Genomic DNA, 14,922 nt, shown 5'->3' on the forward strand with positions numbered 1-14,922 from the left:
TCTGTAAAAGGAGAAAACAATGAATATCGTATTTTTAGACAGCACGGCAATTCCGAAACATATTCCTATTCCTCGTCCAAGCTTTCCGCATAACTGGGTAGAGTATGAATATACTTCCGCAGATCAAACTATTGAGCGAGCCAAAGACGCGGATATTATTATCACCAGTAAAGTGATTTTAAGCCGTGAGGTGTTGCAACAATTACCTAAATTAAAATTAATTGCTATCACCGCAACAGGCACCAATAACGTGGATTTAGACGCAGCAAAAGAATTGGGTGTGGCAGTTAAAAATGTGACAGGTTATTCTGCCACGACGGTACCAGAGCATGTGTTGGGCATGATTTTTGTGTTAAAACACAGCTTGGCTGGCTGGCAGCGCGATCAAATCACGGGAAAATGGACAGAGAGTAAACAGTTCTGCTACTTTGATTATCCCATTACAGATGTCAAAGGTTCAACGTTAGGTGTGTTTGGAAAAGGCTGTTTAGGTACAGAAGTAGGGCGTTTAGCCGAGCTTTTAGGCATGAAAGTGCTTTATGCTGAACATCGACATGCGACAACGTGCCGTGAAGGTTACACACCTTTTGAAGAGGTGCTAAAACAAGCAGATATTCTGACATTGCATTGTGCATTGACTGAAACAACTAAAAATTTAATCAATCAAGAAACCTTGTCACTTTGTAAGAAAGGTGCGTATTTAATCAATACTGGTCGTGGTCCATTGATTGACGAGCAAGCAGTTTGTGACGCATTAAAATCAGGGCAATTAGGTGGCGCCGCATTAGATGTGTTAGTGAAAGAACCACCAGAGAAAAACAATCCTCTGATTGAATTAGCGAAAACGATGCCGAATTTAATTATCACGCCTCATATTGCTTGGGCGAGTGATAGTGCGGTAACCACGCTAACGAAAAAAGTGACACAAAATATCGAAGATTTCGTTCAACAATTAAATCAAAAATAATGAATTTACCTATTTCTTTATACGTCGCCCTGCGATATTGGCGTGCAAAAAGCGCCGATCGTTTTGGGCGACTTGTTGCTAATTTGGCAAGCTTTGGCATCGTACTGGGTGTGATGGCATTGATTATTGTGCTTTCTGTCATGAATGGATTAGAAGGCTATCAAAAACAACAGGTGCTTTCGACAATTCCGCATGCGATTGTGAGCCAAGATACGCCTATTTCGGCAGAAAAAACGCTTGAAAATACACCGCACTTTGTGCAAAAAGCCGTGCCAATTAATACGACAAATGTTGTGTTTCAAACAGCAAAAGGTGTGAGTGCAGGACAAGTAATTGGTATTCAGTCTTTTTCAGATGATCCTTTACTGGAAGGTTTCGATCCTAGCCAATTTAATCAACTTTTACCGCAAGGTGAGTTTAAGTTGATCATTGGTGATAATCTGGCTCAAAAATTAGGTTTAGCAGTGGGCGATAAAGTTCGCTTAATGATTACTGAAAATAGCCAATATACGCCATTTGGTCGTGTGCCGATGCAGCGTTTATTTACGGTGAGTGAAATTTACTATGATTATGGCGAAGCATCAGGTTATGAAGTTTTTGCTAATTTAGCGGATATTGGTCGCCTAATGCGTATTCAGCCAGGTGAGGCGCAAGGCTATCGTTTATTCCTGGATGATCCTTTCCAAATCACAGAATTGCCAACCTATTTCAAAGAGAGTCATATCAGCGATTGGCGTGTCCAAAAAGGGGAGTTTTTCCAAGCAGTTCGTATGGAAAAAAATATGATGGGCTTGTTGATTAGCTTAATTATTGTTGTGGCGATTTCCAATATCGTCACCTCATTAAGTTTAATGGTGGTGGATAAACAAGGAGAAATCGCTATTTTGCAAACACAAGGTGTTACTAAATCACAAGTACGTTCTATCTTTATTTATCAAGGTTTATTGGTTGGACTAGTGGGCACATTGATTGGTGCTGTACTGGGCGTATTAATTACCTTAAATCTTGGGGCAATTTTAAGTGCGGTCAATCCGAACGGTGTTTTCTTGCCAACATCCATTGAGCCTGTGCAAGTCATTATTGTGATTGCCTTTTCTTTATTGTTATCTTTATTATCAACCATTTATCCAGCTTATCGTGCGGCAAAAGTAGAACCTGCCGCCGCCTTGAGATACGAATAAGTTTTAATGGTAAATAAATGATGGATGAACAATCACTTTTAGCGCTTGATACACAACATATTTGGCATCCTTATTCTTCAGTTTCTTCTGATATGCCTCTTTATGCGGTAGAACGTGCAGATGGCGTGATGATAACCTTAAAAGATGGTCGTCGTTTGATTGATGGCATGTCTTCTTGGTGGGCGGCGTTACATGGTTATAATCACCCTCGTTTAAATGCGGCTGCACAGAATCAGTTGGCAAAAATGAGCCATATTATGTTTGGAGGATTTACCCACGAACCTGCGGTGGAATTAGCTCAATTATTGGTAAAAATTTTGCCAAATAGCTTAGATAAGATCTTTTTTGCTGATAGTGGTTCTGTTGCTGTGGAAGTGGCGATGAAAATGGCTATTCAATATCAGCACGCTAAAGGGGAAGTACAACGGCAAAAATTCGCTACCATCCGTTCTGGTTATCATGGTGATACTTGGAATGCGATGTCAGTGTGTGATCCAACCACAGGGATGCATCATTTATTTCATCATAGTCTGCCCATACAATATTTTCTTCCTCAACCCAATATTCCATTTAATGAATCTTGGAATGATAGTGCGATTGAACCTTTAGCTGATTTACTTAAGAAAAAAGGTAGCGAAATTGCCGCACTTATTTTAGAGCCTGTGGTGCAAGGCGCGGGCGGTATGTATTTTTATTCGCCAACTTATTTAGTGAAAGCACAAGCGCTTTGTAAACAATATGGTGTATTGCTAATTTTTGATGAAATTGCCACGGGTTTTGGCCGTACAGGGAAATTATTTGCTGCCGAGCATGCTGGAATTTCGCCAGATATTATGTGTATCGGTAAAGCCTTAACAGGTGGTTATTTAACTTTATCTGCAACCATTACGACCACTGAAATCGCGAAAACTATTTGTGGCGGTGAGGCTAAATGCTTTATGCACGGACCCACTTTTATGGCAAACCCGTTGGCCTGTGCAATTGCGGCAGAATCTATCCGTTTATTATTGGAAAGCCCTTGGCAGCAAAATATTCAGCGAATTGAGTCTTCCTTAAAACAACAACTTTTGCCTTTAGCTAAAAAAGATTATGTCAAAGAAGTTCGCGTATTAGGGGCGATTGGGGTGGTTGAAATGAAAAGTGCGGTAAATATGAAAACTTTAGTCCCACGTTTTGTGGAACAAGGTGTTTGGATTCGACCTTTCGGAAAATTGGTTTATGTGATGCCTCCATTTGTGATTAAAGATGATGAACTTCAGAAATTAACGGAAGGCATGATTCTGGCTTTAACTCAGGAATATGAACATTAGGATAAAAAATGGATGCTTTCAAACAGCAACTGGAACAGCTTAGCGCACAAAATCAATATCGTTCAATTCCAGATTTAGTTCATCAAGGACGATATATTATGCGAGAAAATTGCAAAATGTTGAATATGTCATCGAATGATTATTTAGGTTTGGCATCGAATGAAAACTTGCGCCAGTCTTTTTTACAGCAATATGGCGATAATTTTCCTTCTTTTACCAGTTCTTCGTCTCGTTTATTAACGGGAAATTTTCCTGTTTATACCGATCTTGAGCAGCTTATTGCTCAACGTTTCCAACGAGAAAGCGTTTTATTATTTAACAGTGGCTATCACGCCAATCTTGGTATTTTACCGGCGTTGACGACAACAAAAAGTTTAATTTTGGCAGATAAATTAGTGCATGCCAGTATGATTGATGGTATTCGTTTAAGCCAATGTGAGTTCTTTCGTTATCGTCATAATGATTATGAACATCTAAAGAATCTGCTCGAAAAAAATGCCGGAAAATTTGACCGCACTTTTATTGTAACGGAATCGGTTTTTAGTATGGATGGCGATGTAGTTGATTTGAACTATCTTGTTCAATTAAAAAAACAGTTTCCAAATACTTATCTTTATGTGGATGAAGCCCATGCAATAGGTGTTTACGGTAAAAACGGATTAGGTATTGCCGAACGAGCTAATGTGATAGCTGATATAGATTTATTGGTTGGCACTTTTGGTAAAGCCTTAGCTTCAATGGGCGCTTATGTCGTCTGTGATCAAATATTAAAAGAATGTTTGATTAATCAAATGCGTCCATTGATTTTTTCAACCGCACTTCCGCCGTTTAACGTGGCTTGGACTCATTTTATTTTTGAACGATTACCACAACTTTCAAAAGAAAGAACGCATCTTGAGCAGTTAAGTGCATTTTTACGCCAAGAAGTGGAGCATAGAACGCAAATAATGCCAAGCCAAACTTGCATCGTTCCCTATATTTTAGGTGAGAACGAAGCAACCCTCGCTAAGGCGAAAGCTCTGCAAGAGCAAGGTTATTATTGCTTGCCGATTAGACCACCGACAGTACCAAAAGGTACATCCAGAATACGATTATCTTTGACGGCAGATATGACAATGGATGAAGTAAAACAGTTTGTGGCATGCTTATAAGGAAATAATGTGAAAACGAAATTTTATGATCATCAAGGTGAGCATTTAATAGTTTATTTTGCTGGTTGGGGGACACCTCTTGATGCTGTGGCTCATTTGATTTTGCCAACAAATCACAATTTATTAATTTGCTACGATTATCAAGATTTGACGTTAGATTTTGATTTTTCTGCTTATCAGCAAATTCGTGTAGTTGCATGGTCAATGGGGGTTTGGGTGGCAGAGCGAGTATTACAAGGAATTACCTTACAATCTGCAACAGCAGTGAATGGTACAGGTTTACCTTGTGATGATAGCTTCGGTATTCCTTACGCTATTTTTAAAGGTACGCTAGAGAATCTCGAAGAAAATACTCGTTCAAAGTTTGAACGTAGAATCTGTGGTGATAAAGTATCTTTTGAACGTTATCAACAATTTTCTGCACGACCATTTAACGAAATTCATCAAGAACTCACCGCACTTTTTGCGATGATTCAGCAAGATAAACGCACAGATCTTATTCACTGGACAAATACATGGATTAGTTCTCGCGATAAAATTTTTATACCAGCTAATCAGCACCAATATTGGGCATCGCGTTGTGCGGTTCAGGAAATAGAAGGTGAGCATTATGTGTTTTCAAGATTTACCCACTGGTCGGCATTATGGAATCATTAACTTCCGTAGATAAATCGCGCATTAAACACGCCTTCCAAAAAGCCTTAAATAGCTATGATGAACATGCATTAATTCAACAAAAAATGAATATTAAGTTAATGATGCATTTGCAAGACTATTTACCAAATGGGTCACTAGATAGCGTTTTGGAACTCGGTTGCGGTTCTGGTATGTTGAGTACGTTGTTGCAAAAACAGATTTCAGCCAATTATTGGTTATTTAATGATTTGTGCGATGTGCATTCTCTACTCGCTGAAAAACTAATTCAACCCTTTGATTTTTATTGTAGTGATGCAGAGAACTTTCCTTTTCAACGACGATTTGACTTGATTGCAAGTGCATCAGCTGTACAGTGGTTCCATCATCCTGACAATTTTATTTCCCATTGTAAAACAGGATTGAAACCTAATGGTTTATTGGCGATGACGAGCTTTGGTGAAGATAATTTAAAAGAGATTCGCCAAATGACGAATGTGGGGTTAAGTTATCCGAATTTATCTCAATGGCAAAATTGGTTAGCCAATGATTTTGAGCTTTTATGGTGTGACGATTTTAATGTAATACTAGACTTTGATACGCCATTGGATGTACTCAAACATCTGAAATATACAGGTGTAACAGCGACTAACCAGAAAAATTGGACAAGAAAAAATCTCAACAAATTTGTTGATGATTACTTACAGGCTTTTAGTTTGCCATCGGGTAAAGTGGGCTTAACTTATCATCCATTGTTTTTTATCGCACGTTATTCTCATGCTGGAAATTAGTAAGGCGTATTTATGGGCAAGGTTATTTTTGTATCGGGCATTGATACCGATGTAGGTAAAACGGTTGCAACAGGCATTTATGCTAAAAAGTTGATGGAACAAGGCTTTTCCGTTATTACACAAAAAATGATTCAAACAGGCTGTAAAAATATCGCTGATGATTTGCTTGTACATCGAAAGATTCAAGGGATTGATTTGACAGCAGAAGATTTACAAGGCGACACCTGTCCTTATCTTTTTGAATACCCTTGTTCTCCTCATTTAGCTGCAAAGCTCGAGGGGCGAGAAATTAATGAAAAAATTATTGAAAAATCCACCGCACTTCTGGCAGAGAAATATGATTATGTGCTGCTGGAGGGGGCTGGTGGATTAATGGTGCCTTATTGTGACGAGGCGACGACGTTACATTATATCCAGTCAAACAATTACCCGTTGATTTTAGTGACATCGGGAAAATTAGGTAGTATTAACCACACATTATTAAGTTTAGAGGCCTGTCGTTCTCATGGTGTGCCAGTGCTAAGCGTAATGTATAACGGTTATCCAGAATACGATTCTATCATTAGTCAAGAGACGCAAGGTTATTTAAAGGGTTATCTTAAAAAATATTTTCCTGAGACGGGATTTGAATGCTTTGAGCGTATTGAAATTTAAGCTCAGGAAAAAGTGTGATAGACTCGCGCAAGTTTTTAATGAGATGATTTGCTGCTAAAGTGCGGTTAAAAAGAGTAAAAAATGAATAACTATTTATTAAAATGCGAAAACATCAATAAATTTTATCAAGAAGGTGAAAATCAAACGCAAGTGTTAAAAGGTGTTTCTTTTTCTATGGAACCCGCAGAGTTGGTTGCGATTGTAGGAAGCTCAGGTTCAGGGAAAAGTACTTTATTGCATACTTTAGGGGGACTTGATCAGCCAAGTAGCGGGGAAGTGTTTATTAATGGACAATCCTTACAAAAAACATCGGCTAATGAATTATCTGCTTTGCGTAATCGTTATTTAGGATTTGTGTATCAATTCCATCATTTAATGGCGGATTTTACCGCACTTGAAAATGTGATGATGCCGATGTTGATTGGTCATCAAAATAAAACAGAAGCGAAAGATCGTGCCGAAAAAATGCTAAGTGCGGTGGGATTAAGTCATCGCATTACTCACCGTCCATCAGCACTTTCGGGTGGTGAACGTCAACGTGTCGCGATTGCCCGTGCTTTAGTGAATAATCCATCGTTAGTTTTAGCGGATGAGCCCACAGGGAATCTCGATCACAAGACTACAGAAAGCATTTTTGAACTCATTCAACAACTTAACCAAGAGCAAAATATCGCTTTTTTATTAGTCACTCACGACATGGGGCTTGCTGAAAAATTATCACGTCGTTTAGTCATGCAAGATGGTATTTTGAAGGAAGGTGTATAATGAATACGCCATTTTTTATTAGCTGGCGTTATCAACGTGGTAAGCAGAAAAATCCTTTAGTTGCGTTAATTTCAAAATTCTCTGCAATTGGTATCGCCCTTGGTGTAGCAGTGTTGATTGTGGGGTTAAGTGCCATGAATGGGTTTGAGCGTGAATTAAACTCGCGCATTTTGGCTGTCGTGCCGCATGTAGAAATTACAGTAAATCCACAGGGTAATGACCCCACATTAAATCATTGGCAGAAGTTAGCCGAACGTCTAAAAACGAACAAAAAAATTACCGCACTTTCACCTTTTGTGAGTTTTACTGCCTTAGTTGAAAATGGCAATAAACTTAAAGTTGTACAAGTGAAAGGGGTCGATAAACAAGCTGAAGATCAAGTGAGTTCTCTTAGTAAGTTTGTGGAAGGCGATGGCTGGCAAAAATTCGCAGAAGAAGGAGGATTGGTGCTGGGCTCTGGTATTGCCAAAGCGTTAGATGTCAAAGCAGGCGATTGGGTGTCGTTATTAATCTCTCAACCGAATGGCGAAGATCAAATGGCTCAACCTAATCGTGAGCGTGTTCAAGTGACCGCTATTTTACGTTTAGATGGTCAGTTAGACCACAGTTATGCCTTACTGGCATTGCCTCAAGCACAAGAATTAATGGGGTATCGCGAAGATCAAATTACCGGTGTTGAATTGAAAGTTGATGATCCATTCAAGGTACAAGAAATGGATTATTCGATGCTAAATGATTATCCACAACTGCTTTACATTCAAAACTGGGTGGCAAAATTTGGCTATATGTATCGTGATATTCAACTTATTCGTACAGTGATGTATATCGCCATGGTGCTTGTAATTGGGGTAGCGTGTTTTAACATCGTTTCAACCTTAATTATGGCGGTAAAGGACAAGCAAGGTGATATTGCGATTATGCGAACCCTAGGGGCGAATAATGGATTTATTAAACAAATCTTTATTTGGTATGGCTTGCTTGCAGGAATGAAAGGGTGTTTGATTGGTATCGTGTTAGGTGTCGTACTCGCACTGAATCTCACGCCGATTATTCAAGGCATCGAGACATTACTTGGTAAAAAACTGTTATCAGATGGCATCTATTTCGTTGATTTCTTACCAAGTGAATTACATTGGTTCGATGTTGTATTAGTTCTCGTGGCAGCATTGGTATTGAGTTTACTCGCCAGTCTTTATCCAGCCAGTCGAGCCGCGAAGTTACAACCGGCTCAAGTATTGAGTAATCATTAATAAAAAAATCAGGGATTAAGTATTTAATCCCTGATTTTTTATTGTTCAACCATTAATCATTATTGGTTTTCTTTATCTGTTTTTAATAAGCCAGATGAACCTTCGGAATAATCACGTGGAGGCTCTTCAGATTTACTTTCTGATGAGGCTGTCACTAGCTGTTGAGTAAATAAACCTTTATTGGCAGGTTTGTTACCGAGTAAAGCTTCAGAGGAAACCGCGTAATGACGATACAGTTTTTGATAATCCCCAATTAAGGTTTTAAATAATTCGGCACTTTCCGCGAAATGTTTTTCAAGTTGTGCTTGTTGATCGCTTAACTGTGTTTTCACTTCTTTTAGCTCAGTTTCTGTCTGAACTTGTTTTTTAACTGAGCCTTTCGTTAAACGTAATAATAAATAGCCTAAGATTACGCCAACCACAAGCCCAATCACAGCGGCTTGCCATATTTCTGGTATCCATGATTGCATACATTACTCCTTATTTTGAATTCAGTGTTTAGTGTAAAGGAAAAACAAAAAGGTTTCTTTGCGGTTGATCACATTTTGAAAAAGCATTGTTTACACAGCTGCAATAATCACGATTTCAACTTTCCAATCAGGATCTGCAAGTTTCGCTTCTACTGTTGCTCGGCTTGGTGGATTTTGACTATCGACCCATTCATCCCATGCTTGGTTGAGTTGAGCATAATCTGCCATATCAGCAAGGAAGATTTGCGTGGTAAGAATTTTGCTTTTTTCAGAACCAATTTCTGCCAATAATTTATCGATCAGTGAAAGGACTTCTTTGGTTTGTTCGTAAGCATTTTGCTTAACGGTTTTTTCCGGTACTTGACCAGCAAAATAGGCGGTGTTGTTATGAATAACGACTTCAGAAAAGCGTTTGCTTGGTTGAATGCGTTGAATCGACATAATAGCTCCTTTTTGATGAAGATAATTCCATTCTAAAGGTGGTTTTAGACTTTGTAAATCAAGAAATTGTGAGATAAAATAATTGAGAATTTTTATCAACTAAAGGAAACTATGAAACTCCTGATTTCGAATCAATATGGCGCCATTGTGATGGCATTATTGCCTTTTGTTTACGGTATGTTATTAGCTTCACCTGTTTGGGCGCATTTCTTTTTGCTGTTAGCTTGGTTCACCATGTATTTGCTGAGTTACCCAATGCTTAGTCTCTTTAAAGGCAAAAATATGGCGGAATATAAAAAGTGGACAATCATCTATGGTGTCGCAGCTTTTTTATTTGCGCTTCCTGCCATTTTTTATAACTGGCAAATTCTTTTCTTTATTGCGGCCATGTTTCCTTTTGTGTTGGTGAGTATCTATTACACCAAGAAAAAAGATGAACGCAATCTTCTCAATGATTTAGCGGGTATTGCAATTTTTGCCCTTGCAGGCATGGGATCCTATTATTTTTCTGACCGCACTTTTGATGAAAAAATCTGGTGGGTAGCATTGTATCCAAGCTTATTTTTTATTGGTACGACGCTTTACGTCAAATCAATGATGCGTGAACGTAAAAATCCGCTTTATCTCAAAGCCTCTATTATTTTCCACGTGCTTTGTGTGCTCGGCTGCTTGTTTACCCAGCAATATGTCTTGTCACTTGCTTTTGTGCCGGCGTTAATTCGTGCCATTTATTTACCAACCAAGAAACTTTCGGTTAAGCAAGTCGGTCTAATAGAATTCGGAACATCCGCCATTTTTTTGATTATTTTATTGATAGCGACATTATAAGATGAAGACATTAGCCAAACTTTTACTCCTCACCACGCTTACCTTCAGCAGTTCAGCATTTGCGATGAAAACCATTGATTTAGTGGATAAAGCACAAATGACAGAACAGCAAAAAATGGATCTGGCGCAAAAACTGGCCGAGAAACAAGATTGGAAAGCCGTTTTTGAAATTATGTATCCTTTAGCTTTGGAAGGTAATTTACAAGCACAAAGCAATTTAGGAATGCTTTATAATTTAGGCCGTGGAGTGGATGAAAATAAAGAGTTGGCTTATTGGTGGTTTAGCGAAGCTGCTGAGCGAGGCAGCATTAAAGCCATCAATAATTTGGCGGTCATGTATTTCAACGGCAACAACTATGTGAAACAAGATACCGCTCAAGCGATTAAATTATTTGAGACCAGTGCAACAAAAGATCCTGATGCCATGCTTACATTAGGGGAAATTTATACCAATCAGAAAGAATTTACCAAAGCCTTTGAATGGTTCCAAAAAGCCGCTAATGCGGGTAGTAATGAGGGGCGATTCCGTTTGGCTCGTTTGTATGAAGAAGGGATTGGGACACAAGTCAATATTGGTTTGGCCAAATTGCTTTATTTGGAAATTATGAATACGGCGAAAAAGGATGAAATCAAAGAAATCGCCAGACAGCGATTACAGCGTTTAAGCTTGTATTAAAAAAGTGCGGTTGATTTTAACCGCACTTTTTTTATTTCACCTCTGCACCTTTCAACCAGCGTCTGACCCAACTGCGGTTTGGCATTAAGTTATGAATCAGATCTTCGCTCATCGGTAAGGGCTCGCCATAAATTAAGGAAGTCAGTGTTTCCCCTAAAAATGGTGCAGAGGTTAATCCTCGTGAGCCTAATGCGCCGATTAAATAGAGATTAGGGTAGTTTGCAGCCTGTTCTATTGGCTGTTTACGGCGGCGTAAATTAAACAAATTTTGATATTGTGTTTGCTGCGCTAAAAAATGAGGAACAGCCCCCATTATTGGCGTAAGATCACGAACCGAACAACGTACACCGATTCGAGCAAGATTGCCCGATGTATCTACTTCTTTTGTCCACTCTTCAGGAATATTTTGCTGAATTTTTTGTTGGTTTTCTTGTTGTTCGGTTAGGTTAAATTCACGAGTCGCATTATCACGAACATGACTGGCACCAATACAATGACTGGTTTTCGCTTGATCGACTGGTGTCAGGTAGCCGTCATAGCACAACACGGTTTTGAGTTTAAGTAACTTTTCCGATGTTGGAATTTGGCTCACTTGTCCTCGAACAGGATAGAGTGGGAGTTTTTGTGTTTGCTCAAAATCAGTGAGTTTATATCCGTTTGCTAAAACAACCACTTCATGGCAGAAAGTTTTATTTTCAGCTGTAGTGATTTGCCAACCATTTTCTGTTTGCGAAAGTGCGGTTACTTTTTGTGATGTTTTAATCTGGACACCTTGTTTTTCTAAAAAGGCAAAAGCATGCTGAACTAACTGACGTGGTGCAAGCCAAGCGCCTTGAGGAATAAAACCGCCCCCAAAAGGTAACGGTAAGCCCACTTTTTTGCTTAATTCAGTTTGACTTAATGACTGATATAAATCAGAAGGCAAATTCAGCTTAGCGATTTTATTTAATTTACTTTCAGCTTTCTCATTGTAAGCACAAAGCGCGACTCCACAGAATTCGTGTTCAAATTCAATTTTGTGCTGAATTGCCCATTGTAGTAATTGATGACCATAGGCGAAGGCATGAATATAAAAACGAATATTGCGTTCGTTATCATCACTCAGTTGCGGATAAAAAGCGCCTTGTTTGTTGCCAGAGGCATTAAGGGCAGTTTGCTCATCTTCGCAATAAATTGTGATTTTTGCTCCGCGTTTAAGCAAGGAGATAGCCGTACAAAGCGAGGCAATCCCGCCACCAATAATGGCAATATCTTGCTCGTTTAGATTAGCGGACTGACTATGAAACCAGGGAGCTGAAAGTGCAGTCATTTTTTCATGTTTTTTTTGACCAGAAAGACATTCTCGTTTTTTACCAAAGCCTTTGCGCTTCGTAATATCAAAGCCTGCATTTTCTAAGCCTTTTCTGACCGCACTTGCCGCAGTAAAGGTCGCAAAGGTGCCTTGTGATTTAGTAAAACGAAACATTTGCTGATAAAGCTGCTCGTTCCACATGTCGGGGTTTTTACTCGGCGCAAAACCATCTAAAAACCACGCATCAATTTTATCATTCATATAATCGCCAAGCTGTGGCAGATTTTCAGCGACATCACCAAACCAAAGATCTAACGAGGTTTCATCAAAATGAAAACGATAGCAACCTTGAATGGGATTAAGCCAATGCTGTTGTAGATGTTCAGCTAGGTGAGAAAATTGTGAATAGGCTAAATGGGCTTGTTGTAATGCATCAAGTGGCAAAGGGTATTTTTCAAAAGAGATAAAATAAAGGCGTTTTAAAGGCGAATCTGGGTATTTTTGACGAAATTCACGGAATAGAGAGGTCACTGCAAAGAAATTTAATCCAGTGCCAAATCCCGTTTCAGCAATAACAAAATGGGCTTCTTGATAATTAACCCAGCGCTCCCACAACTGATTGCCTTCTAAAAACACGTAATGCGTTTCCGCTAAACCATCTTGATTAGAAAAATACACATCATCAAATTTATCCGAAACAGGCGTATTCTCTTGGTTAAAATGAATTTTTGCGTGCTGAATGGTGAACATGTGTTAGCCCTTTTTTGCCTTATCAAATTCTTTTATAATAGCACGGAAATTTTGAGTCGGTTAAAACTTAACTGGTCGAACAAATGAATTATTGCTTGCAATATTTTCATTTCATAGTAAATTGCGTTCAGCTAACAACTGTAAGTTGAATTAAATTTCCCCTAACTCATAAGGAATAAAGAATGAAAAGAGCTGTAATTACTGGTTTTGGTATTATTTCAAGTATCGGTAACAACAAAGAAGAAGTTTTGGCTTCATTAAAAGCAGGTAAATCTGGTATTGAAGTCGTGCCTGAGTTTATTGAAATGAAAATGCGTAGCCATGTTGCCGGCACAATCAAACTTGATCCAAGCGAGCACATCGATCGTAAAGTGTATCGTTTTATGGGTGATGCGGCAGCTTATGCATACCTTTCTATGCGTGAAGCGATTGAAGATTCAGGTTTAACAGAAGATCAAGTTTCAAATGACCGTACTGGTCTTGTAATCGGTGCGGGTACCGGTTCTGCACACAACCAATTAGTCGCTTGTGATGCAGTGCGTGGTCCACGTGGTGTGAAAGCAATTGGTCCTTACGCAGTAACTAAAACGATGGCATCAAGTGTGTCAGCTTGTTTAGCAACCCCTTACAAAATCCGCGGTGTGAACTACTCAATCAGTTCTGCTTGTGCAACGTCTGCGCACTGTATCGGTCACGCAGTTGAATTAATCCAATTAGGTAAACAAGATGTGGTTTTCGCTGGTGGTGCGGAAGAATTATCTTGGGAATGTGCAACAGAATTCGATGCAATGGGTGCCGTTTCAACTAAATACAATGATACCCCAGAAAAAGCGTCTCGTGCTTACGATGCAGACCGTGATGGTTTCGTTATCGCAGGTGGTGGTGCAGTTGTAGTGGTTGAAGAATTAGAACACGCATTAGCACGTGGCGCAAAAATCTACGCAGAAATCGTGGGCTACGGTGCAACCTCTGATGGTTACGACATGGTAGCGCCAAGCGGTGAAGGTGCAGAGCGTTGTATGAAACAAGCAATGGCAACGGTAGATACTCCAATTGATTACATCAACGTACACGGTACATCAACACCAGTTGGTGACGTGAAAGAATTAGGTGCAATCAAAAATGTATTTGGTGACAAAATCCCAGCGATTTCTTCAACCAAATCAATGACCGGTCACTCTTTAGGTGCAGCAGGTGCACACGAAGCAATCTATACCTTATTAATGCTACACAATGACTTCATTGCACCAAGCATTAATATCGAAACATTAGACGAAGCGGCAGAAGGCTGCAATATCGTGACTGAAACAAAAGAAAATGCAGGCTTACAAACTGTCATGTCAAACAGCTTTGGTTTCGGTGGTACAAACGCGACTTTAGTGTTCAAACGCTATAACGGCTAAGTAAAAACCTCTTAAAATTTAACCGTACTTTGGATCTTCCAAGTGCGGTTATTTCCTATAATCCATCCCTTTCTCCTTAATCATCATAGAAATTGACGCTTAAAATGTGATCTGGCTCAAAATTTTGAATAAAAGAATAAAAAATTTTTATTTTTATAAAACTCCATATAAAACTACGATTTTCTGCTTTTTATATTAATTATCTTTATTTAAATCTTAATATTTGGATTTTGTTGGTTTTTAATGCTTTTTAATTCATTTTTTTAGACTTTTCTCATGCTGGACAAGCCGTTTTCTTTCGGTATGATGTTTCCATTGTTTTGACACGAATCGTAACAAATAAAAGTGCGGTCAGTTTTAG

15 protein-coding genes are annotated in these 14,922 nt (G+C 39.0%); 12 read left to right on the plus strand and 3 right to left on the minus strand.

What is annotated here, in order from left to right; translation table 11 throughout:
• The first annotated feature begins 19 nt into the window (after positions 1–19).
• From RDV53_RS08120 to lolE, 9 genes are all read left to right on the plus strand, one after another.
• Entirely contained in the window at positions 20–967 is a 948-nt protein-coding gene (locus tag RDV53_RS08120; RefSeq protein ID WP_005695860.1) for a 2-hydroxyacid dehydrogenase, read from the plus strand.
• Complete coding sequence (locus RDV53_RS08125; protein WP_005695861.1) at positions 967–2,148, plus strand: lipoprotein-releasing ABC transporter permease subunit; 1,182 nt, start codon at positions 967–969, stop codon at positions 2,146–2,148. Before RDV53_RS08120 ends, RDV53_RS08125 begins: the two co-directional genes overlap by 1 nt.
• Before the next feature lie 20 nt (positions 2,149–2,168).
• Positions 2,169–3,458, plus strand: coding sequence for an adenosylmethionine--8-amino-7-oxononanoate transaminase (gene bioA, locus RDV53_RS08130; RefSeq protein WP_032822767.1), 1,290 nt, complete (start codon positions 2,169–2,171; stop codon positions 3,456–3,458).
• Positions 3,459–3,466: 8 nt separating this feature from the next.
• Entirely contained in the window at positions 3,467–4,609 is a 1,143-nt protein-coding gene (gene bioF / locus RDV53_RS08135; protein ID WP_005695865.1) for an 8-amino-7-oxononanoate synthase, read from the plus strand.
• Between the two features lie 9 nt (positions 4,610–4,618).
• Entirely contained in the window at positions 4,619–5,266 is a 648-nt protein-coding gene (locus tag RDV53_RS08140; protein ID WP_005695866.1) for a DUF452 family protein, read from the plus strand.
• Complete coding sequence (bioC, locus tag RDV53_RS08145; protein WP_005695867.1) at positions 5,254–6,033, plus strand: malonyl-ACP O-methyltransferase BioC; 780 nt, start codon at positions 5,254–5,256, stop codon at positions 6,031–6,033. The genes RDV53_RS08140 and bioC overlap by 13 nt, the downstream gene beginning before the upstream one ends.
• A 12-nt stretch (positions 6,034–6,045) precedes the next feature.
• On the plus strand, positions 6,046–6,687 hold the full coding sequence (bioD, locus tag RDV53_RS08150; protein WP_005695868.1) for a dethiobiotin synthase: 642 nt from the start codon (positions 6,046–6,048) through the stop codon (positions 6,685–6,687).
• Positions 6,688–6,768: 81 nt separating this feature from the next.
• Positions 6,769–7,452, plus strand: coding sequence for a lipoprotein-releasing ABC transporter ATP-binding protein LolD (gene lolD / locus RDV53_RS08155; RefSeq protein WP_005695869.1), 684 nt, complete (start codon positions 6,769–6,771; stop codon positions 7,450–7,452).
• Positions 7,452–8,702, plus strand: coding sequence for a lipoprotein-releasing ABC transporter permease subunit LolE (gene lolE, locus RDV53_RS08160; protein WP_005695870.1), 1,251 nt, complete (start codon positions 7,452–7,454; stop codon positions 8,700–8,702). Before lolD ends, lolE begins: the two co-directional genes overlap by 1 nt.
• A gap of 59 nt (positions 8,703–8,761) precedes the next feature.
• Here the strand turns inward: lolE and RDV53_RS08165 are convergent, their stop codons facing one another.
• Both RDV53_RS08165 and RDV53_RS08170 read right to left on the minus strand, forming a co-directional pair.
• Positions 8,762–9,172 (minus strand): Z-ring associated ZapG family protein, encoded by a 411-nt coding sequence (locus tag RDV53_RS08165; RefSeq protein ID WP_005695872.1) that lies wholly within the window; start codon positions 9,170–9,172, stop codon positions 8,762–8,764.
• Positions 9,173–9,262: 90 nt separating this feature from the next.
• A complete protein-coding gene (locus RDV53_RS08170; RefSeq protein ID WP_005698531.1) occupies positions 9,263–9,613 on the minus strand; it encodes a RidA family protein in 351 nt (116 codons plus the stop codon).
• Positions 9,614–9,724: 111 nt separating this feature from the next.
• On the opposite strand from RDV53_RS08170, the gene RDV53_RS08175 reads away from it, so the two are divergent.
• Positions 9,725–10,441: a YwiC-like family protein gene (locus RDV53_RS08175; protein ID WP_005695874.1), complete on the plus strand. Its 717-nt coding sequence runs from the start codon at positions 9,725–9,727 to the stop codon at positions 10,439–10,441.
• Position 10,442: 1 nt separating this feature from the next.
• Positions 10,443–11,117, plus strand: a complete 675-nt coding sequence (locus RDV53_RS08180) for a tetratricopeptide repeat protein (RefSeq protein ID WP_005695875.1) — start codon at positions 10,443–10,445, stop codon at positions 11,115–11,117.
• Between the two features lie 31 nt (positions 11,118–11,148).
• On the opposite strand, the gene mnmC is transcribed toward RDV53_RS08180, so the two are convergent.
• A complete protein-coding gene (gene mnmC, locus RDV53_RS08185) occupies positions 11,149–13,158 on the minus strand; it encodes a bifunctional tRNA (5-methylaminomethyl-2-thiouridine)(34)-methyltransferase MnmC2/FAD-dependent 5-carboxymethylaminomethyl-2-thiouridine(34) oxidoreductase MnmC1 (RefSeq protein WP_005695876.1) in 2,010 nt (669 codons plus the stop codon).
• A gap of 182 nt (positions 13,159–13,340) precedes the next feature.
• On the opposite strand from mnmC, the gene fabB reads away from it, so the two are divergent.
• Positions 13,341–14,561, plus strand: coding sequence for a beta-ketoacyl-ACP synthase I (gene fabB / locus RDV53_RS08190; RefSeq protein WP_005695877.1), 1,221 nt, complete (start codon positions 13,341–13,343; stop codon positions 14,559–14,561).
• Positions 14,562–14,922 lie beyond the last annotated feature (361 nt).

It is taken from the genome of Haemophilus parainfluenzae ATCC 33392 (assembly GCF_031191205.1).
GTDB lineage: Bacteria > Pseudomonadota > Gammaproteobacteria > Enterobacterales > Pasteurellaceae > Haemophilus_D > Haemophilus_D parainfluenzae.

Coding starts and splice junctions, on each gene's coding strand:
- RDV53_RS08120 (WP_005695860.1), top strand. CDS start 20: ATGAATATCGTATTTTTAGACAGCACGGCAATTCCGAAACATATTCCT.
- bioC (WP_005695867.1), top strand. CDS start 5,254: ATGGAATCATTAACTTCCGTAGATAAATCGCGCATTAAACACGCCTTC.
- bioF (WP_005695865.1), top strand. CDS start 3,467: ATGGATGCTTTCAAACAGCAACTGGAACAGCTTAGCGCACAAAATCAA.
- RDV53_RS08180 (WP_005695875.1), top strand. CDS start 10,443: ATGAAGACATTAGCCAAACTTTTACTCCTCACCACGCTTACCTTCAGC.
- RDV53_RS08165 (WP_005695872.1), bottom strand. CDS start 9,172: ATGCAATCATGGATACCAGAAATATGGCAAGCCGCTGTGATTGGGCTT.
- RDV53_RS08125 (WP_005695861.1), top strand. CDS start 967: ATGAATTTACCTATTTCTTTATACGTCGCCCTGCGATATTGGCGTGCA.
- mnmC (WP_005695876.1), bottom strand. CDS start 13,158: ATGTTCACCATTCAGCACGCAAAAATTCATTTTAACCAAGAGAATACG.
- fabB (WP_005695877.1), top strand. CDS start 13,341: ATGAAAAGAGCTGTAATTACTGGTTTTGGTATTATTTCAAGTATCGGT.
- bioA (WP_032822767.1), top strand. CDS start 2,169: ATGGATGAACAATCACTTTTAGCGCTTGATACACAACATATTTGGCAT.
- lolE (WP_005695870.1), top strand. CDS start 7,452: ATGAATACGCCATTTTTTATTAGCTGGCGTTATCAACGTGGTAAGCAG.
- bioD (WP_005695868.1), top strand. CDS start 6,046: ATGGGCAAGGTTATTTTTGTATCGGGCATTGATACCGATGTAGGTAAA.
- lolD (WP_005695869.1), top strand. CDS start 6,769: ATGAATAACTATTTATTAAAATGCGAAAACATCAATAAATTTTATCAA.
- RDV53_RS08175 (WP_005695874.1), top strand. CDS start 9,725: ATGAAACTCCTGATTTCGAATCAATATGGCGCCATTGTGATGGCATTA.
- RDV53_RS08170 (WP_005698531.1), bottom strand. CDS start 9,613: ATGTCGATTCAACGCATTCAACCAAGCAAACGCTTTTCTGAAGTCGTT.